General features: G+C 52.3%; 19 protein-coding genes. 6 read left to right on the top strand and 13 right to left on the bottom strand.

From position 1 onward, the window contains the following. The first annotated feature begins 3 nt into the window (after nucleotides 1-3). A complete protein-coding gene (locus tag UNDYM_RS21540; protein WP_162042893.1) occupies nucleotides 4-918 on the top strand; it encodes a hypothetical protein in 915 nt (304 codons plus the stop codon). A 224-nt stretch (nucleotides 919-1,142) separates the two neighbouring features. Here UNDYM_RS21540 and UNDYM_RS21535 read toward each other — a convergent pair whose 3' ends face one another. Both UNDYM_RS21535 and UNDYM_RS21530 read right to left on the bottom strand, forming a co-directional pair. Next, nucleotides 1,143-1,301, bottom strand: coding sequence for a hypothetical protein (locus UNDYM_RS21535; RefSeq protein ID WP_162042892.1), 159 nt, complete (start codon nucleotides 1,299-1,301; stop codon nucleotides 1,143-1,145). Between the two features lie 27 nt (nucleotides 1,302-1,328). Continuing rightward, nucleotides 1,329-1,991 (bottom strand): TetR/AcrR family transcriptional regulator, encoded by a 663-nt coding sequence (locus tag UNDYM_RS21530; protein WP_162042891.1) that lies wholly within the window; start codon nucleotides 1,989-1,991, stop codon nucleotides 1,329-1,331. 75 nt (nucleotides 1,992-2,066) lie between these two features. Between UNDYM_RS21530 and UNDYM_RS21525 the strand changes: the two genes are divergently transcribed. Beyond that, nucleotides 2,067-3,299 (top strand): TCR/Tet family MFS transporter, encoded by a 1,233-nt coding sequence (locus tag UNDYM_RS21525; RefSeq protein ID WP_162042890.1) that lies wholly within the window; start codon nucleotides 2,067-2,069, stop codon nucleotides 3,297-3,299. Nucleotides 3,300-3,310: 11 nt separating this feature from the next. Continuing rightward, nucleotides 3,311-3,574: a hypothetical protein gene (locus UNDYM_RS21520; RefSeq protein WP_162042889.1), complete on the top strand. Its 264-nt coding sequence runs from the start codon at nucleotides 3,311-3,313 to the stop codon at nucleotides 3,572-3,574. 58 nt (nucleotides 3,575-3,632) lie between these two features. Here the strand turns inward: UNDYM_RS21520 and UNDYM_RS21515 are convergent, their stop codons facing one another. The 9 genes from UNDYM_RS21515 to UNDYM_RS21475 form a co-directional block, all read right to left on the bottom strand. Then, nucleotides 3,633-4,832 carry a helix-turn-helix domain-containing protein gene (locus UNDYM_RS21515; protein ID WP_162042888.1) on the bottom strand — a complete coding sequence of 400 codons (1,200 nt, stop codon included), beginning with the start codon at nucleotides 4,830-4,832 and terminating at the stop codon, nucleotides 3,633-3,635. Nucleotides 4,833-4,996: 164 nt separating this feature from the next. Beyond that, nucleotides 4,997-5,908 (bottom strand): barstar family protein, encoded by a 912-nt coding sequence (locus UNDYM_RS21510; protein ID WP_162042887.1) that lies wholly within the window; start codon nucleotides 5,906-5,908, stop codon nucleotides 4,997-4,999. Between the two features lie 84 nt (nucleotides 5,909-5,992). After that, nucleotides 5,993-6,451 carry an SMI1/KNR4 family protein gene (locus UNDYM_RS21505; protein ID WP_162042886.1) on the bottom strand — a complete coding sequence of 153 codons (459 nt, stop codon included), beginning with the start codon at nucleotides 6,449-6,451 and terminating at the stop codon, nucleotides 5,993-5,995. Between the two features lie 79 nt (nucleotides 6,452-6,530). Beyond that, complete coding sequence (locus tag UNDYM_RS21500; protein WP_162042885.1) at nucleotides 6,531-7,838, bottom strand: M20/M25/M40 family metallo-hydrolase; 1,308 nt, start codon at nucleotides 7,836-7,838, stop codon at nucleotides 6,531-6,533. A gap of 231 nt (nucleotides 7,839-8,069) precedes the next feature. Further along, nucleotides 8,070-9,032 carry a DMT family transporter gene (locus tag UNDYM_RS21495; protein WP_162042884.1) on the bottom strand — a complete coding sequence of 321 codons (963 nt, stop codon included), beginning with the start codon at nucleotides 9,030-9,032 and terminating at the stop codon, nucleotides 8,070-8,072. Nucleotides 9,033-9,106: 74 nt separating this feature from the next. After that, nucleotides 9,107-9,940, bottom strand: coding sequence for an AraC family transcriptional regulator (locus tag UNDYM_RS21490; protein WP_174244960.1), 834 nt, complete (start codon nucleotides 9,938-9,940; stop codon nucleotides 9,107-9,109). A gap of 314 nt (nucleotides 9,941-10,254) precedes the next feature. Then, nucleotides 10,255-11,088, bottom strand: a complete 834-nt coding sequence (locus tag UNDYM_RS21485) for a lipase family protein (protein ID WP_162042883.1) — start codon at nucleotides 11,086-11,088, stop codon at nucleotides 10,255-10,257. Between the two features lie 134 nt (nucleotides 11,089-11,222). Next, nucleotides 11,223-12,044 carry a hypothetical protein gene (locus UNDYM_RS21480; protein ID WP_162042882.1) on the bottom strand — a complete coding sequence of 274 codons (822 nt, stop codon included), beginning with the start codon at nucleotides 12,042-12,044 and terminating at the stop codon, nucleotides 11,223-11,225. Between the two features lie 67 nt (nucleotides 12,045-12,111). Then, entirely contained in the window at nucleotides 12,112-12,936 is an 825-nt protein-coding gene (locus UNDYM_RS21475; RefSeq protein ID WP_162042881.1) for an AraC family transcriptional regulator, read from the bottom strand. A 225-nt stretch (nucleotides 12,937-13,161) separates the two neighbouring features. On the opposite strand from UNDYM_RS21475, the gene UNDYM_RS21470 reads away from it, so the two are divergent. The 3 genes from UNDYM_RS21470 (at nucleotide 13,162) to UNDYM_RS21460 (ending at nucleotide 15,186) form a co-directional block, all read left to right on the top strand. After that, complete coding sequence (locus tag UNDYM_RS21470) at nucleotides 13,162-13,563, top strand: DUF3224 domain-containing protein (protein WP_162042880.1); 402 nt, start codon at nucleotides 13,162-13,164, stop codon at nucleotides 13,561-13,563. Between the two features lie 186 nt (nucleotides 13,564-13,749). Continuing rightward, nucleotides 13,750-14,250, top strand: a complete 501-nt coding sequence (locus UNDYM_RS21465; protein WP_162042879.1) for a phage tail protein — start codon at nucleotides 13,750-13,752, stop codon at nucleotides 14,248-14,250. Nucleotides 14,251-14,391: 141 nt separating this feature from the next. Next, nucleotides 14,392-15,186, top strand: a complete 795-nt coding sequence (locus tag UNDYM_RS21460) for a hypothetical protein (RefSeq protein WP_162042878.1) — start codon at nucleotides 14,392-14,394, stop codon at nucleotides 15,184-15,186. Between the two features lie 167 nt (nucleotides 15,187-15,353). Here UNDYM_RS21460 and UNDYM_RS21455 read toward each other — a convergent pair whose 3' ends face one another. Both UNDYM_RS21455 and UNDYM_RS21450 read right to left on the bottom strand, forming a co-directional pair. Next, on the bottom strand, nucleotides 15,354-16,508 hold the full coding sequence (locus UNDYM_RS21455; protein WP_162042877.1) for a DUF1624 domain-containing protein: 1,155 nt from the start codon (nucleotides 16,506-16,508) through the stop codon (nucleotides 15,354-15,356). Further along, nucleotides 16,508-18,592 (bottom strand): TonB-dependent siderophore receptor, encoded by a 2,085-nt coding sequence (locus UNDYM_RS21450; protein ID WP_162042876.1) that lies wholly within the window; start codon nucleotides 18,590-18,592, stop codon nucleotides 16,508-16,510. Before UNDYM_RS21450 ends, UNDYM_RS21455 begins: the two co-directional genes overlap by 1 nt. Nucleotides 18,593-18,683: the final 91 nt, after the last annotated feature.

Raw genomic sequence — 18,683 nt, 5'->3', positions numbered from 1 at the left:
CCCATGATGAACAATCCAATTGCTGATCAACTTGAGAAATTGCTGCGCGCGTTCTCAAATGAACATATCCGCGATTTCGATAGCGTGGCGTTCAGATTTGAGATCGATTCTGGGGAATGCAAAATCGCCTATCGCCAGAAACGCAAAGTTGAGAATTTTCAGCCCCCTGCACAATCGCAAACACAAATAGAAGAATTCTCTGGTTTGGTAAAGCAGATGATTGCATTTGTTTGTGCAGGAAAGCAAGAACCGAATGTGGTAGTGATGGACGTTTCGCATAGTAGCAGTTATACAAAATTCTCTTATGATGAATTGCACGCATTTTCCATATCCAAAGAAGATGTAGGATTGCCAAATTCTTTTTATCACCCCAGTAATGTCATACTTCCTGAGCAGATGCGGCGAAAAAATAAAGAGAATATTGTGGGTGGGCGTGCGATAAAAAGCGTTTGGTCTCTTGTTGCTGCGGCAGATGATATGAGGCAGCAACAAATTGATCCTTCATTGGCGCGGGCATACTTACTGGAGGAAGCAGACTACGCACCATCAGAACTCAAAGCGATGGTAGGCTTGCAGCTTACTATTTATGAAGATGGCAGTTTTTACGATGAAGCGATTGATCCAGGTTTAAGTGTCAATTGGTTCAATAATGATGGTGAGTTAAACGCCTACCATACAATATGCCATGGACGAGTCAGCCAGCATGAAAGTAAGTTGTTTTTACTGCCTGATATCCCTTCTTTCCTCGGACCTCCAGCAGAAAGTGAAGCGGGATTTGTGCGTTTTGACGACACCAGCACAAAGATAGTCGATGCTATCAACATAGACATGCAAGCGCTGTCCCGTACGATATCTGTCTTAACAGACGGAATATATTTCTGCCGCTTGTATTACAACTATGAGTTGAAATCGTTGTGAATTCATACGCGATTAGCTTTGAGTAATGGCAGGCCTGATGATTATGGATAAACGCATCTTTTACCAGAATGGGAAAATTGCGCTTCATAATAACAATCGGTAGGGTGCGTTGCAACGCACCACATACGGGAATCTATAAAACTGATGGTATTTGTTTGCGTGCATCCATGCGGTGCGTTACAACGCACCCCACCGGATACGGCTTTAGGATGAACGTGCGGCTCTTATAGCCGCATCGAAGCCCTGGAGTTTAAAGCCCCGCCATACACATTCAGGTCATCCCAGCGCAGGCTGGAATCCATCTGCGCAAATGCCTTCATTAACGATAGTGAGTAGCCTTCAGTAGTATGGTGACGGGCGATATCACGATGCCGCAGCAACATCAGGTTCCGGTATTCATGACGTTAAATTCAAGCATAAACCGTCCCTGCCATCGCCGCCTTGATCCCCACACTTCCCTTATCAACTATCGCCAGAAAAACCGCTTTCGCTTCCGCCGCATCCTGCTTTTGCCTGAAACTCTGGTGAGCCTGGACAAGTGCCACTGTCCATGTCGCCAGCAACAGGTTGGCGGCCAGTATGGCGTCTGTGTCGCCAGCTTCGCGCTTGACGGATAAGGCCATTGCCTCTGCCACGACCTGGGCTATCTCATCGCGTATGGCCCTGGCGCGTGCCTTCAGGGTGTCGCTGCCTTCTATGGTTTCTATGAAGCCCTGGCTGCCTGGTGAGACAAAACCTTTGGCACCGGCAGCGAACCTGACATAAGGGCTTTCGTCTGCCACCAGCTTATGGGCGAGCAGGCGCAAGGTTTCAATTGGAGAAATAGCAGGGTCGCGCTGGCGCAAAGCCTCGCGCAATATTTCGCGCCCTTCTTCATCTCGGTCAAAGAACATGTCTTCTTTGCGTGGGAAGTGATTGAACACCGTCATGCGCCCCACGTCAGCCGCGGCTGCAATTTCATCCACCGTCACATGATCAAAGCCGCGCTCCTGGAAGAGCAGGGTGGCAGCATCAGAGATGCCCTGGCGCATGGCCAGGCGTTTGCGGGTGCGGAGATCGGTAGGGTTTGACATGAGCTGCATCATAGCATATATTAAATGTACTCAGTATATATATGTATTGAGTATATATTAAGAAAGACTCATTTTATGACTACATTAACAAGTACAGGCAGCCAGCATGCACAGGCCGCAGGGGTGGGCAATAACCGCGCCCTGGCTGTCATCTTCGCCGCCATTGGCCTGGACGCCGTCGGGATAGGCCTGATCTTCCCCATCCTGCCACGCTTGCTGGCAGAGGTTACCCATGGCGACAATGTCGCGCCCTACATAGGCATCATGACTGCGCTATATGCGGTGATGCAGTTTGTTTTTGCACCCGTGCTCGGTGCATTGAGTGACAGGCTGGGCCGTCGCCCGGTGTTGCTGATCTCGCTGGCCGGGGCAGCCATCAATTACCTCGTCATGGCCTTCGCGCCACAACTCTGGATGCTATTCCTGGGCCGCGCCATCGCCGGGCTGACCAGTGCCAATATGTCGGTGGCCATGGCCTATATCACCGACATTTCGCCAGAAGACCAGCGGGCGCGCCGCTTTGGCCTGTTCAATGCCGTGTTTGGGGCAGGCTTCATCATCGGCCCCATCCTTGGTGGCGTGCTCGGTGACTATGGCTTGCGCCTGCCTTTCATCGCGGCAGCGATCTTGAATGCGGCCAACCTGCTGATGGCCTTTTTTGTCTTGCCAGAATCACGCACACCCAGCCGCGAGAAGCTGGACCTTGCAGCACTCAACCCGCTGCGCCCCTTGCGCTGGACATGGCGCATGAAAAACCTGCTGCCGGTGATCCTGCTCTTCTTCATCCTCAGCATGACGGGCGAGGTGTATGGCACCTGCTGGTCACTGTGGGGCAATGATGCCTTCCACTGGAACGGTCTGTGGATAGGTCTGTCGCTAGGTACCTACGGCCTGTGCCAGGCACTCGCGCAAGCCTTCTTGCCCGGCCCTGCCGTCAAACTGCTGGGCGAGCGCGGCACCATTTTGACCGGCTTTGTGGGTACCTGCCTGGCCCTGGTCGTCATGGCTTTTGCCAAACAGGGCTGGATGGTATTTGCCGTCATGCCGGTGTTTGTGCTGGGTGGTGTCGGCATACCGGCCTTGCAATCACTCGCCAGCCGCATGGTCGATGAAGGCATGCAGGGGCAATTCCAGGGCGTGCTGGCATCCGCCGTCAGCCTCACGTCCATCATTGGCCCGCTGATGTTTTCTACGCTGTATTTTGTCGTGCGCTCACAATGGCCGGGGGCGATCTGGCTCAGCGTGATGGTGGTGTATGTGCTGGCGGTGCCGCTTGTGCTAAGCTTGAAGTTCCGTCGTGCGGAGTGAAAAAACATATCATGAACACCTTCTTGTCCTGGCTGGCAAATGACCCCCAAGCTTATCTCACACTGGGGATCATCCTGCTACTGGCAGGTATTTTGAGCATCCTGTTACGTGTCCTGAAAAGTGACAGCAAGTCTTTTGCAGACTACCTGCTGCTGTGGCCCATAGTCATTGCGCAGCATAAAAAGACTGCGACAAAAAATTCAAATAAATTTCTTGCCTGGGGTTTGCTGGTGATGGTCTTGCTGGTGGTCGGGAATATGGTTTTCTTGAGATGACTTGGATAACAGTATCTATGGCCCAACTATACCGGCCCAGATTTTTTTTAAGGGGGAATCAGTTTGACCTTGGCCTAAAGGCTCCTGACGCTGGATCGAAATCAAGACATCGTTCAAAGTTGAAGGCCTGCCAAAGCATGTCTAGCACTGGGCGAATTAAATTATCCAAATCATCAGAGGCGATGTCCGCAATCCATACTTCGGGCGTTATCAAATGTGGACGATCAGCTATAGCAGGATTAAATGGAAGAAAATTATTGCCAATACCTAGTTCATATCCTTTGACATTCAAAATTGCGACACTCAGTACCGCCGGACCAGAAAATCCCCAATTTTTTGCGGAAGCCAGGAATGTTCGAAATGAATTGTAGAAAAAATTTGACATATCAACAGACCATACCAATGCTCTCTGCTCACCATTGTAATTGCGTGTTGCGCCGCCTAAGCGAGCACCTTCCATTGACCCATTTCGAAATATATGGTTATAGATATAGTGTTGACCAGATTCATTTGGAGGTTGATGCACAAGCAGTCCGTCAAAGTTAAAAGTTCGACTACTCTGCCCCCAGTCTGCACTCACGAAATTTAAGAAACTATTATGGTAAATCTCCTGCAAATCTACAGACTTTCGTCCTGCAAGACCGGAAATTGGTACTAGGTGTGTCACAAATAGAGGCCCATCTAAAAGCTTTGCAGCACTTCTCCCCTCGGAAATTAAATTTAAACGACCAGCAATAAAGTCATGAGCACTTTTGGCAAGAGTCGCTGTTCGATCAAATGCTGAGCGTACTTGTTCATAACTCATATCAATTGTCGCAGTACCGTTTCTCATCACAAACCTTCTGGCTTGATTAATTCTAATTGAATGAGGTCCATCGAACGATGCTGGAACTCTCAAAAGCAATATGTAGCCGCCTTCTACTTCAATTGGATGCAGCTTAAGTCCAGGGATTCTTGGTTCGACGAGAGCTTCAAGTGTTTGAATAAAGCGACGAACTACAGAATCGGGAGGGTTGGATTCAGCATTGATATGTTCGAGTGAACCAGCAACACCGTTAACTTCGACAATACCGTAAATAATATCTCCGCCTTCAGTATTGGCTAATGCTGTGACATCCTTTGCGAGTTCTTGTTTGTCTTTCTCGCTTGTACTACGCAAACATCTTTTAAATTCGAGAGTCTGTGATTCAGGGCATTTATCGGAGCAAAGACTCTGCAATAAAGCCATATCAATCATAGAGGTTAATTGTGGCAGCACTGGGCATCCTCTCAAATTAACTGTGCGCTGAGGAAAATGAAGACTACAACTTCTGAATATAATGCCAAAAATCCAAAAAAACAATGAATGATTTGATCGCAATCAACACTTGACAAAAATTATAGAATCCAATTGTACTGTGATCCTAATCACAGCAACGCTTCTTAGGCCAGCGTCAGCCTGATCGCATGCAGCCTTCCCAAATTATCGATCAAGTTATCAAACAAGGAACTGGTGTTGTTTCGCATTATTTCGGCAACGCTTGCGAACTCATCTTCTTCAAAGTCATGGTTTTTCAAAGCATCTTCGCGTGAAGCCAATGCTTCTTCTAAGGATTTGTTTTTATCCAGGGCTGCTCTGGCGATATCAGATGCTGTCCATACCAGCGAGAATGGTGTCTTTGCGCCAAAGTCACCGCACAGGCAATCAGCCAGTGCATCGAAACCTCCTCCAAAATAAGCTCCAGGCCCGTTGATGGCTTCGCCAAGGGCGATAAAAAAGCTGGGGTAGTCGGTGATAAAACGGCCATCCATTTCATAAACCATATGGGCTGGTTTATCTTCCATCGCGATTTGACTCAGGCAATGATGTTTGCGAACCAGGTGCAGCCATGATCTGCGCTGCAAATAATCCAGCCCGGCCCACAGGTTTTTTTCTTGAATTCCATTGCACCATATGCTTTGTAGCACATTGACGTGCATAAGATCAGTGTCGTAATGCGATACGGCCAGGCAGATATCCATACTCCCGTCATTACCTGCCTCTGTGCTTATTACAGTCAATACAGTCACATCATATCCAGCGAGTCGTTGACCTTCACCATCAAGCATGAATATCGTCATCTCTTTCATCTGCACAGGGAGATGGCCTGATAACAGGCTTTGTCGTAATTCCTGATTTAAAGCCACACAGCCTCGCAGCATCAAGCTTGAGCCATACAATTGTGATGAGGGAAGGGGCTGATCCGTAAGTGATAGATGAAGTGCGGAAAAACCAAAAAATTCAACGATTTCAAATTCTTCCTCAACTTCCAGAAACTTGAAGTAAGCAAGCGAAAAATTACTCTTTGTGATCATGGATACGCTTTAAGGTATTTATATGTTCAGTTCGGCATGCCAGCGCAGGGAATTAGTCCACTAGTTGTAGCTGCGGCTCTTGATTCATAATTCCTTCAACATTTCTAAAAATACTTCAAAGCTATCAGCTACGGGTGTAATGCTCGATTTTCCCTGAGAAGCCTGTTCATGGTGCCATATCACTATCGCTGCTTCATCTTGAAAGCGGCCATCAAAACAGAGAAAATCCCCTCCATATAATGCCGCAAACGGGCATATGCCTTCTTCTAATCTGTCCTCTATCTGACTCCATACAACTTCTATATCGTAGATGCCGCATTGATCAACTTTGTAATTTTCTACAAAGGACAAAAATCTCTCGATTACTTTCTCATTCATCCCAACAGTAAAGCATTGCTGAACAGGGGCACCTCCATTTTTCTGCCTCATCAGTTCAAGATATTTTTGTGGGAACTTGATTCCGATTTCTGCCTCAACCTCATCCACGTATTCTTCACTAAATGGTTTGGCAATACTTAGGTTTTTAAATTCTATTGTCTGCATTTTAATTTCCTCTACCTCGTGCTAAAGGCTGACGTAACAGGCGCAGACCGTGGTCGTACCGACTGCCTGGCCGTTGGTTTTACCGCGTCAACCTATACAAATAAATCGCCGTCCTGATCGTCGCTCTCTGTATCGAAGAAATATCCAGGTCTTCGTCCGGTGAGTGCGCACCTCTGCCGGTGGCACCCAGGCCATCCAGGCTGGCTACATAGGGCGCGACGAATTGGATGTCGCCAGCGCCGCGTTCACCTGGTGGGAAGGCTTTGATTTCGCCCAGACCTGCATCAAAGCTGGCTTTGGAGTACAGGTCCAGCAGGGCGTAGTTGCCGGGGGTGGGGGACATCGGTGGGTAGTTTTCGCTAAAGCGTATCGTTGCGCTGGTGCCAGCCAGGTTCTTGCTGACGATGTCTTTCATGCGGTCTTTGGCGCGCTGGCCCTGTTCTGCGCTGAGGTAACGCAAATCGCCGTGTACCTGGGCACTGGGGGCGATGACATTGGTCTTGCCAAAGGCAGTACCCTTGCTGTTCTGGCTGTCGTAACTGATCTCAGTGCCACCGACGATATTGCCGGGGTTGAAGGTCAGGTCGGGTTCGATCAATTGTTCGCGAAAGCTGTTCAGGATGCGCGCGGTTTCATAAATCGCGCCATAGCCATTGTGGCCAAACACGGCAGCGGAATGGCCTTGCTTGGCTGTCACATCCAGCACAAACCCGCCAGAGGCGCGGCGGCCTACGGTGCCGGTGGCATTGCCGTTTTTATCGAGTGCCGTACCCTCAAAGGCCAGGGCTACGTCACTGCGTTTGGCTGCATTGACCAGGTCAGCACGCGAAGTGGCGATGGGGTGGCCTGCACTTTCTTCATCACCGCTGAAGATGACCTGTATGCGGGTATTGTCGAGTGCACCGACGGCATGCAGGGCGCGCAGGGCTTCTATCATGATGACGTCGCCACCTTTCATGTCATTGACACCCTGGCCGCGCACGCGGTTGCCCTGCCTGTCCCATAACTGCACGGGGCTGTCTTTTTCAAACACGGTATCGAGATGGCCTATCATCAGCACGCGCTTGCCCTGGCTGCCATCACGCTCGGCCAGCAAATGCCCGGCACGGTTCATCGCTGCTGGCATTTCTGACCAGCTGGTCTTGAAACCCAGGCCCTCAAGTTCATTGCTGAATAACTTGCCGACTTCGCGCACGCCTGCATGATTGAGTGTGCCGCTGTTGATGTTGACACTGCGTTCCAGCAGTTGCAGCGCGGCTTCTGACCTGGCCTGCACAGCAGCGACAATTTTTTGTTCAGTCGGTGACAGGCTTTGCGCGTTGGCAGTGGATGTCAATGCGCCTATGGACAAGGCGATGCAAAACGGGAGCACTTTTTTGATGAGCATGGCGCGTTCCTGGTATCTGTGTTGGCTGGTTTGGACAGATGCATAATGTACACGGTTTTGCGGGTAGGGGGAGGATGCAAACATCAGTAGAAAGCGTTGTTCGTAACTTGCAGCGTTGAAAATCTTAAAACCACTCACCACAGAGACACAGAGACACAGAGGCACAGAGCAGGCACAGAGGAAAAATATGAGAGAAATTGCATAGTCTGAGAGCGTTATAGTAGGGTGCGCTTATTTTAAATTCTCGGTGTTATCTCTGTGTCTCTGTGCCTCTGTGGTGAGATTTTTGGTCTTTTTTAAAAACACAAACCCGCCATTGCCCAACAACGCCATTCCACCTATCGCCAGCAACACGCAGGCGATGCCTGTTAGCTGGCTGCCGCTGACCACTTCGCCGAGTACCACAACTGCCAGCACCACGGCAGATACCGGGGCCAGGGCCGTAAAGAGTGCGGCTTCGCTGCCGCTGACTTTGGCCGCGCCTGCATACCAGAGCAAAAAGCCGGCCACAGTAGGCACCATCGCATAATAGACCACGGCCCATACTGCCTTGGCGGTGACAGGCGTCTGCCACGGCATTTCAAACACGGCGGGGATGATGGACAAGGCCAGACCCAGGCCCGTCATGATGGTCGATAAGGCTAACGGTGGGATTGCCGTCTTCAGGCGTTTATTCAACAGGATGAACAAGCCTTCGCAAACAATCGCTGCAAAAATCAAGGCATTGCCCAACAGTGAATGCTGAGCACCTGCATTTGCCCCATCTGCCCGCACAGCGATCGACAACACACCTGCACCCGCCAGCAGCACAGCCAGCAATAAACTGGCTTGCGGTCTTTCACCCAGCAAGACGATGGCAATCGCGGCAGAGACGATGGGCAGGGTGCCGATGATCACAGCGGCATCAGCAGCAGATGTCAGGTGCATGCCAGCGATCAGCAGGGTGGTATAGCCCACACTGCCAGCACCAGCCTGCAAGACCAGCAAGAACCAGTCGCGCTTGCCTAGCCTGGGCAGTCGCGCGCCGGTGACGCGCATCAACAATAAAAAGCAGGGGAAGGCGATGGCAAAGCGTAGCGCCGTTGCGGTGAACACCGGCAAGCCACTGCCTATGACTTTGCTGGCGACTACCGTACTGCCAACGACAATCATCGCCAGCGCCAAATATACATATCCTGTGAATCTGTCTGACATCGCCTGCCTCACCCTGTATGGAAAAGTGACAGCGTGCCAGCTTGAAATGGCGTCGTCTTGAATAAAATTGCAGGCTAGCTCCTCGAGCTATATACCCCGGGTGATATTCCAAAATTACGCACGAACAGCCGCGTCAGATGGCTTTGGTCAGCAAAGCCGCTATCCATCGCGACTTGTACCAGTGGCATGCCCGCTGCAATCAGGCGGCGGGCATGGTGCAGGCGGCGTTGCAGGATATAGGCATGCGGCGTCATGCCGGTGGCCTTGGCAAAAGCACGCAAGAGCTGGAAACGGCTCAGGCCACTTTGCTGCGCCAGGTCTTGCAGACTGAGGAGGGCGGTCGGATCATCATCAATGCGGCTGCGCGCGTGCTGTATGGCTGACGGCACACCCTGCACACCCTGCACACTTTGCACGTTGTGGCTGAGCAGGGTGGTTGGCTGCATGACGCGGGCAAACAGCATGAGTATCTGTTCTTCTGCTGATGCATGCGTCCCCTGCGGAGATGTCATGGTTGCAAACAATGTCTGCACCGCCTGGCTGATACGTTTGTCACGCATGACAGGCAAACTGAATTCTGCCTGCACAGTCTTGCCTTCCGTGATGTCGCCCATGAGGCTGGCGATAAGCGCAGGCTCCACATACAGCATTTGCCAGCAGCGTCCGTTTTCGCCTATGGGTGTGCCATCGTGGATTTCACCGGGGTTGACGGTAATCGTATCGCCCGCCATGGCCTCGACCATGCCCACGCCGCTGAGGGATTTTTGTGCACCCTGCACCACGACCCCTATGCCAAACTGCTCATGCATGTGCCGCCCAAACTTGTGCCGCGATTGTGCACGCACGGCCTCTACGCCAGCCAGGTGGCAGGGTAGCATGGTGAATTGTTTTTGCGGGCTGGCAGGCATGGTGGAATCGGGTAAAGTGTAAGCTCAGGATAGCACTTTTGATGAGAGCAGGTGAGACAGATATTCGCTCACTTCAGGGAAGTAGGCGCGATTAGCAGCGTGTAATCGCCCGCATCTGCGTGGCAATGACAAGTGAACTACAATTTGACCTTAAACCGTGATGTAGCCGTAACAAGAGGTGCATTGCAATACCTTACGCTTATCGTTTTTTTGCGAGGCATGCGTACGATTACGCTCCGCTAATCGTACCTACACGCTTATCCTCTGTGGTGATGGGTCTTGGATATTGCTTTGATACTCGGATACAAGGCCCCTCACAAACCCAACACCGCATGCACATAATTCACCGGCGCATGATCGGCCAGTGAACGAAAACCCACGTTCTCGCTACGCCACGCATATTCAAACAGGTATTCTGCCTTGGCTATCGTCTGATCCTGCAAGATGTCGAGGCTGCTCGGTGCGGCTATCAATGCACCGTGGCGGTCAAGATAATGCATGCCGTGCACATGCTCATAATATTCTGACTCTGGCGGCAAGATGGCGACCACGTCTGCGCAATTGACATAGCGGTCGACCACGCGACTTTTGAACATGGATGTAAAGGCCACATTGCCGACCCTGGGTGAGCCAAAGGTGACGAGGCGGGTCTCGGGCAGCAGGGCGGCGGCCAGGGTGGCAATGGCAGCACCCAGGCTATGGCCGGTCAGATAAACGGTTTTGGCAGTGCACTTGCCCAGCCAGTCTTGCAGTTGTGGCGCTATGCTGTTGTAGGCGCGCAAGAAACCATCATGCACCTGGCCATCACCCTGCCAGTTCACTGGCCAGAACAGACCATCGATGAGGATGTCGGTAGGGTCGTCCGGCTGGGTGCCGCGAAAGGCGACGTAGGCTGTTTCACCCTTGGTGACGGCAACCCCCTGGGTGCTGGTGCCTGTATCCGTGAACAGCGTTGCTGCTCCAAACTGTGCCTGCGCCAATACCCCCTGGAAGTGCTCAAGCACCTGGCCGCCTTTGTCATAATGCCAGTAAGCCAGCCGCGACAATTCGGCGCAGATGGCATGCGTGGTCCACGGCAACTCCGTCCCCAACAAGGCAGGCTGGGATTCAGGATGGAACAAGGCCGCTTTGCTCGGATCGTATTGCATGTGTACTCCTGTGGCAGGACAGGGATGGTCATTTAAAGATAGCTCACACTTAACTATATTGCAAGTGTGAGTGTGATGGATTAATGGCTGTTGACCGGGCCTACTGCCTTGAACTGATATCGTATTGATGCTTCTTATTTTGCTGATCGTTTGTTGAGCAAACTTTCGTCCGGTATCAGGTAACGTATTTGCTTGCTGTTCAGATCAACCTGAATCACATATTGAACTGCGCCTATGTAGAGATAGTCTTCTGTTTCAGACAGAACGGACGATATGGGCCATATACCATCCTGGATAAATGGCTTATACAAAGTGTGAATGAAATTATCCTGATCTATGGCAAGCAAGGCATCCGGGCAGGCCAGCAACAGTTCCTGATTACGCTTCAGGCTGGCGGTATTGGGCGCACAAGGTAACTTGACTTCTGTGCTAGCCAGCCAGCGGCCAGAGTGCTTGATAAACTTGATCAATGAGCCTCTGGAAACTCCAAGATGAGACAGGCCCTCTATCGCATACAAGGCATTACTTTTTTGAATGAACCGTATGATCTGGTGATCAGATATTTTGTAATGTTTTTTTCTGTCCTTGCTAAACCAGTAAAGAGACGCGCCAAATTCGCCACGGTTATAGCCAACCAGCCAGCCGTCATCCACTTCGGTGAATGATGTTTTTGAAAAACCGGACAACGGTTCTGCTGCAATGACAAAGCGCGTGTCCCTGTCTGCCTTCTTTGAATGATGATCATCCAGTTTTGCCTTGACAATAGTTCCCTCGGTATATACGCGCCATGCGATCTCAGAATCATTGGCTGCGTAACGCCATACTTCCCGCTCTTCTTCTGATGCAGGGACAGTGATCTCTTTCCAGGTGCTGACATCAGCGGAGTAAGGTTTTACGGCTGCGCTGGCGCAAACAGCATGGAGAGCCAAAGCCAGCGCAAGAAAAAATTTGAACATGATTTCTGATGTATATGATTGTCAATAAGATGTGTCGAAATTATACAAGCTGCATATAAGCTGCACCTTACCCCAGACTCTTTTCATATTCCCCCGGCGTCATTCCCACCAATTTCCTGAAATCGCGCACAAAATGCGCCTGGTCAAAGTAGCCCAGTTCCAGCGCCAGGGCTGCCCAGTTCAGGGTTTTGCCAGCTTGCACCTGGGCCACCGCTTCATGCAGGCGGTAGCGTTGTATGACCCACTTCGGGCCTATGCCCACGTATTTCTGGAACAGTCTTTGCAGGCTGCGTTTATCCAGGTCTGCGATTGCCATCACGTCTTCGACGGTGAGGATATTGCGGTCTTGCTCTATTTGCGTCATCCAGGTGCTGATACGGTCGATTTGCGCATCGGCTGGCGGCTGGTGATGCAGCAAGAATGTTTCTGCCGCAGCGCACATGGTTTGTACATCATCTGCGGCAAGTATTTGTTCGCAAAAATCACTCCCCTCATTACCAAAACAAGCGCTCACATCAATGGATGTATTGCCCAGTTGCGCCACCGCCTGCCGGTAAAATGGATAGAAGCCGCCGGGCTTGAACTTGATGCCGAATACTCTGTCCTTGCCTTGTAGCGTGCGCATGAAGCGCCCGCTATGTACGCCGTAGATGCGCGCCTGGCCATTTCCCACCACCAGGTGCACATTCGGATGTGGCAGGGTCGCTTGCTCCTGCGCTGGCAGGCCGCGCAAATCCCAGGCCACATGCCAGTAATGCGCGACCAGCCCGGCCAGCGCGGGCGAGGGCAATTGCCGGTGGTGCTGGAATTCACCTTCGCTAAAGGCCGGGCGCAGCACGCCGCGTGCCTGGCCCGCGTCTGTGCTGGTGATTGTCGAAGCGGGCTGGTTCATCTCTGTGCCTCTTTTACTTCTTTGGCTGCTTGTCGCGTTTTTACTATCCTGTGCATGATGGTTCTGGTGTAATCCTGTTCATGTAAACTTCCATAGTGAGCAGAGATGAAAACCATACTATCCAGCACTATCACTATTGTCATCGCCAGTACGTTCTGCCTCTATACTGGTAGGTCCGGCGCACAAACTGCAGCATTCCCATCCACCATTGTAAAGGAGCAGCGCATGCAAAACACGCATAAGGTCAGCGGCACATTTGAAGTCAAACTCAGCCCGCAAGCCGCCGCACCGGGCATCGAGGCAGCAAAGCTGGGCCGAATGACGATAGACAAGCAATTCCATGGTGACCTGCAAGCCCATAGCCTGGGCGAGATGATGTCTGCAATGGGCGAGGTCAAGGGCTCGGCAGGCTATGTTGCGATAGAAAGGGTGAGCGGTAGCCTGTTGGGTAGAAAAGGCAGCTTCGTGCTCATGCATACCGGCCTGATGAACCGGGGACAACCGCAACTGACGGTGCAGGTTGTGCCGGATTCGGGTACCGATGAGCTGACAGGCATCAGCGGCAGCATGAGCATCGATATCAAGGAAGGGCAGCATTTTTACACTTTTGATTTCAGCTTGCCTTGAAGATAGTAATGTTCATCTTTCCCAGGATTTGCACGCTATTTGCGAATTAAGCTTGAAATTTAATTAATTAACAATTATTGTTATGTCAATTAATGGCGCTCGCTCTGGTCGCCCAGGGTGTTCTGATGTCTTATGCCTTATGCCGCTTAACCCCTCGCTGTGCAACTCAGATAAAAGGACTGGATGATGACATATACACTCGATGCCGAACTCCCCGCAGACAGCAGCTCGGTAGTTGCCCTGATCGCCATGCCGGTTGGCACGGTCATCAGCTTTCTGGGACAAAGCGCGCCGAATGGCTGGCTGCTATGCGATGGCACGCGCATCGACCAGGCAACTTATCCTAACCTGTATCCCATGTTGGTTAACGGCACACTGCCAGACCTGCGCAGCCGCTTTGTCGTTGGTTCAGGGCAGGGTGCAGGCTTGAGTAACTATGCCACCAACGCAACCGGTGGTCTTGAGAGCGTAACGCTCACCACAGACCAGATACCATCCCACTCGCACACCATCAACAACGGTGATTTTGGTTTGCATAACCGTTCATTTGAAGGTAACAACGACTCTGACCTGCCTTATGAAACCAGGTATAACACCTATATAGGCGGCACAGACAAAACCGGCGGCGGCCAGGCCCATGAAAACCGGCCACCGTATTTTGCGCTGACGTATATCGTCAAGTATTGAGCCGGGAAGAAATTACCCCGCAGGGTGCGTCTTGACGCACCATATCCGTCTCAGGAAAAAGGTGCGCACGGCGCACCCTGCCAAGTGATATCACGCGCATTGCATTAGAATCGATGCTGTTCTCAACATCATTCATGATCTATGCACCGCGCCTGGAACCCCACCCGCAGGAATAAAAACATAGGCACCAAAGCCCAGGGTCATGGCAATGACAACCGCATGGTTGTGCCAGAAGCCTGGGGCGAAATTTTTTATGAGAAGTTGACTACGCACGTGCTGGTCAGGCGCGATATCGCCGGGCGTGAAATGCGTTTCTTTGTCGAACCAACCCGGTCTGACTGTTTTTATGCCTGCAGCATCGATGATATCTGCAGGGTAATTGCGCATTGCCCGCCAGAAGTTTTATCTGCTTTTGATTTCATCGTGCTGCGCCAGCCCACGCGCAAGCAGCGTATCCTGCGTCCGTGCTGGGGAAGGGCGATATTCTCGTTTGAGATAAGCAAGCAGCCTGGTGCCGCCATTGTCATCGAGGCGCATAACCTGGCTGGCTATACATGGCCAAAATCGCTGAGCCAGGAAAGCCAGCGTGAGCTGGCCCGTCTGCAGCAAGATGGCCATGCCATCACCCGAACTCGCCAGGGTTATTCAATTTCATCTGATGCCCAGGCCATGCGCAATACCATTTTGTACCGCACACTCTTGCATGAGACCGGCCATCACGTCGATTACAAACGTAGCACGACTGAAGAGTGGGCGGGTAAGACCAAAGCCACCAAAGAAGACTATGCACACCGCTTTGCGGCAGAGCTGTATGCCAGGCTGGAGCAGCAGGCTGTCGTGCCATTTGCCCCCATACTCGATGAAGCCGCAATGGCACGGGATGGGCTGGAACTTGCGTGGTTTTGTCCGCCTGCTCCGGTAGATTCTGAATCATAGCCATAAGCGTAGACGTAAGATAGGGCGCATTGCAATGCGCCTCCCGTTACGGCTGTGCCACAGCCTTAACCTGCGATGTTTGCGGGTTTCGTAGGGTGCGCCATGCGCACCGTTTTTGTATGCGACGACGGTGCGCACGGCGCACCCTACTGGGCGATCCCTACCTATCAAAAATACTTAACCCATGCCTTCCCGCTTTGCCGTTTGTAACGCGCAAAGGCGCGGCAGGGGTAATACAGTACGGGTATCAGGGCCGCAGCAATCAACCAGATTTGCCAGACATGATCGACGCCAAAACGCTGCCCATGATTAGCACCATACACAGCAAGCATCAGGTGCTGCAAAGCCAGCAAGACATACAGATGCAGCAGGTAGTAAAACATGGGTGCGCCACCAAATACGCTGGCGATGCGGCTTAACTTGCCAGGATACTTTTCCAGTAAGGCTAAACAACACATGCCTGTACCCAGCGTCAACAGGGCAAAGTCCAGCGAGGGCGGGTATTTGGTCAGGTTGACGAAAGACATCAGCGTCAGCAGGCTATTGCCATGATCTTGCCAGGGCTGGGTTTCGCCATAGCCATTCACTGCGCGCAGCACGGCAAACATAAGCAGGGCAGTGATGCCCAGGATAGTCAGCAGGCGTTGGCGGCGTGCTGCACTGATGCCTGCTGCATACAAACTACCAGCAACATAACCCAGCAAGATGATGCCTATCCACGCCAGCAGGGGGTAGCTGACCTTGACGCTGATCGAAACATCACTGATCAGATAGCCACGGTGCAGCAGCAAAGCCCACAGGGTATACCACACCGTGCCAGGTGCGATACTCAAGTCAGCCAGGGCATTGTGTCCACCCACGATCAGTAGGCCCAGTGTGCCCAATAACAGCGGTGGCAGCTTGTGCAGCAGGCCGAGGATAATCATGCAAAGGCCGATGACCCAGATCACTTGCAGGTAAATCGTCGCAGGCGGGAATTGCCCGGCCCAGGCGAAATTGACTACTGTCAGCTCCAGCGCTACCAGCAGCAAACCACGCTTGATGAGAAAGTTACTTGCATCGCGCGGCCCAGATGGCGGGTTTGCATACAGCCATGCCGACAAACCAGTCAGAAACACAAACACCGGCGCGCACAGATGCGCCGCCAGCCGCGTGAAGAACAGTGCTGGCGCAGTCTGGCCCATGTCCATGGGGTCGCTCACTTGCTGATGCAAAAAGAAAGTCTCGCGCACATGATCAAACATCATGATCATCATGACCAGGCCGCGCAGCGCATCGATACCGCTGATGCGCTGGCTGGTTTTTTGAGCCGCCAAGTCCATCAGAATTGCTGATGCAGAGTGAGGCTGATACTGCGCTCAGCCCCCGGCGCGACCCATAACTGGCTATATGAACTGGCGTAATAGCGTTTGTTGAACAGGTTATCCACATTCAGCGACACCCGCGTGGTTTTGCTCGGGCTGTACGAAGACATGAGTTTCACCGTTGTGTAAGCTGGCAGCACAAAGCTGGAAGAAACCGCCACGTCACCCAGGCGTTCACCCACATAATTGATACCCGCACCCACGCTGGCCCTGGCTGTGCCTATGGCGAATAACTGGCTCAGGATGAGATTGGCGCTATGCTTGGCCACATTCGGGAAACGGCTGCCAGTGATGATGGTGTTGTCGCCTTTGGTCACGGTTGCATCGGTATAGGCATAGGCGGCAGACAGGCGCAGGTCAGTGGCGATGTCGCCCGCCACATCCAGCTCCAGCCCCTTGCTGCCCACTTCACCTGCCGCAATCGAGAAATCGGTATTGGCCGGGTTGGTGGTCAGCACATTGCTTTTCTTGATACGGTAGAGCGCAATGGTGGCGCTGGTCTTGTTATCCGGTGTATCAAACTTGAGGCCCACTTCATAAGAGCGGCTTTCTTCTGCCGGGAAAGCGGTGTTACTGATGCTGATGCCGCTATTCGGGCGAAAGCCTTTTGCGACATTGGCATACAGCGATATGCCCTTTATCGGCTGATACACCAGGCCAGCACGCGGGCTGGTGGCACTGAGTGACTGGCTGCTGGCGACTGATGCACGGTAATTAGTCAGGGTCTGGTCATAATGGTCGCTGCGCAGGCCCAGCAGAGCCTTCCATTGTGTGCCAAGATCAAGCTGGTCTTGCAGGTAGAGGCCACGTGCACGCTGGTTTTCCAGGGTGTTGACGGACAGCGTCAGCGGGTCGGCATTCTTGCCATACACAGGATTGTAGATGTCGATTGCATAGGCGTTGGTGGCCGATGGATTGCGGCGCAACTGCACGCGGCTGTCATCAAACTGGTAGGTGTCCACACCCAGCAAGACATGGTGTTTGATGGCCGCAGTGTCAAACTTGCCGACCAGTTCCACCCGCGCAGATTTATCCGTCGCAGAAAAATCACGGTAGCGGCGCTGGCGACGCAAGCTACGTTCATCTGCCAGCAGATTATTTGCCTCGCTGGAGTAGCCATTGAGCGCACTGTCACGATAAGACAAGCCGCTTTGCAGCGACCATTGCTGGTTAAAATCATGCTGCACAAACACCTGGTGGCCCAGTGACTTCACCGTCATCAGGCCGTCCCCTGGTTCACCCAGAAAGCGTGAATTGGGTATCAGGCCCAGCTTGCCATTCACAGCCAGAACGCCACGGTCAAACGGTGTTTTTTGCTCACTGGCTTCGAGTTCATACGAGAGGGTAGTACGCTCACCTATCAGCCACACCAGCGAAGGCGAGACAAAGCTGCGCTTGCTGTTGATGGTATCGCGGTAGCTGTCACCCTGTTCTGCTGCGGCATTGATGCGGTAGGCGATATTGTCGCTGACTGACCCGGTCAGGTCGGCAGCGATGCGGTAAGTCTGGTGGCTGGCCAGCGTCAGGTCAACATCATACTCAGGCTTGAAGCGCGGTTTCTTGGTCATGATATTCACCGTGCCACCCGGTTCGCCACGGCCATACAGTGCCGACGATGGCCCCTTCAATATCTCGATGGATTGCGTACTTGCAGTATCGCGCAAGCCATTGTAGCCACGGCTGGAACTGAAACCATTGACCATGTAATCAGACCCAAAATTAGGGTCGCCGGTAAAACCGCGCATGGCATAGCTGTCCCACAAACCACCCAGATTGCTTTGCCGCGCAATGCCACTGGTCAGGTCCAGCGCATTGTTGAGGCTGGTGACGCCATTGTCCTTGAGCAGGTCAGCCGTCAATACCCGCACGCTTTGCGGCAGGTCAGCCAGCAAGGCATCGGTCTTGGTGGCACCGGTGGCGGAGATGCTGCGGTAGTTTTGTCTTTGTGCTTTGATGAGGACTTCGGTTTGGGTTGATTCCTGTGCGTGGGTGAACGCGGGGTATGCGGCGGCGATGAGCAGGGTGAGGTGTTTGTAGTGCATGGGGTTCCTGGGGAAATTGAAAAATTGATTTGGGGACGTAGGTTGAAATACCGTAGGTTGGGCTGGGGCGTAGGTTGGGCTACGCTTCATC

Origin of the sequence: Undibacterium sp. YM2 (assembly GCF_009937975.1) — a bacterium.
Lineage (GTDB): Bacteria > Pseudomonadota > Gammaproteobacteria > Burkholderiales > Burkholderiaceae_D > Undibacterium.
This window is presented reverse-complemented; position numbering and strand designations above follow the sequence as displayed.